At 69.1% G+C, this 941-nt stretch carries 1 protein-coding gene; it reads left to right on the top strand.

All coding sequences use genetic code 11. The features are described 5' to 3' along the window. Positions 1-941: hypothetical protein (locus tag KBX34_RS33180; protein WP_210929005.1), on the top strand; the 941-nt coding region annotated here is incomplete at both ends.

The following is a 941-nucleotide window of genomic DNA, read 5'->3' on the forward strand; positions in this document are numbered from 1 at the left end:
GCAGCACGTGGACGTATGCCGACGGCACCAAGGTCGACCGTAACGCCGCTGGTGACGTCACGCGTGAGGTGAGCGCGGATGGTGCGACGTTCGACCGGTTCACCCCCGAGGGCAAGCCGACGCACGGAACGGTGCCGGGGACCGATGGGCAGCCGGCGCAGGAGGTGTCGATTGCTTATGGCGCTGACGGGTCGAGTACGTGGACCTATGCGGACGGCACGACGGTGGACCGTAGTGCCGCTGGTGACGTCACGCGTGAGGTGAGCGCGGATGGTGCGACGTTCGACCGGTTCAACGCCGAGGGCAAGCCGACGCATGGCACGGTGCCGGGGTCGGATGGGCAGCCGGCGCAGGCGGTGGACATCGCTTACGGCGGTGACGGCAGCAGCACGTGGACGTATGCCGACGGCGCCAAGGTCGAGCGCAACCCTGACGGCGTGGTGGTTCGGCAGACCACCTCCGAGGGCACCGTCTTCGACCGGTTCGACGGCGACGGTAAGCCGACGCATGGCACGGTGCCGGGGTCGGATGGGCAGCCGGCGCAGGCGGTGGACATCGCTTACGGCGGTGACGGCAGCAGCACGTGGACGTATGCCGACGGCACCAAGGTCGACCGTAACGCCGCTGGTGACGTCACGCGTGAGGTGAGCGCGGATGGTGCGACGTTCGACCGGTTCACCCCCGAGGGCAAGCCGACGCACGGAACGGTGCCGGGGACCGATGGGCAGCCGGCGCAGGAGGTGTCGATTGCTTATGGCGCTGACGGGTCGAGTACGTGGACCTATGCGGACGGCACGACGGTGGACCGTAGTGCCGCTGGTGACGTCACGCGTGAGGTGAGCGCGGATGGTGCGACGTTCGACCGGTTCAACGCCGAGGGCAAGCCGACGCATGGCACGGTGCCGGGGTCGGATGGGCAGCCGGCGCAGGCGGTGGACATC

Source organism: Micromonospora sp. M61 (assembly GCF_018070245.1).
GTDB classification, from domain to species: Bacteria; Actinomycetota; Actinomycetes; order Mycobacteriales; family Micromonosporaceae; genus Micromonospora; species Micromonospora zamorensis.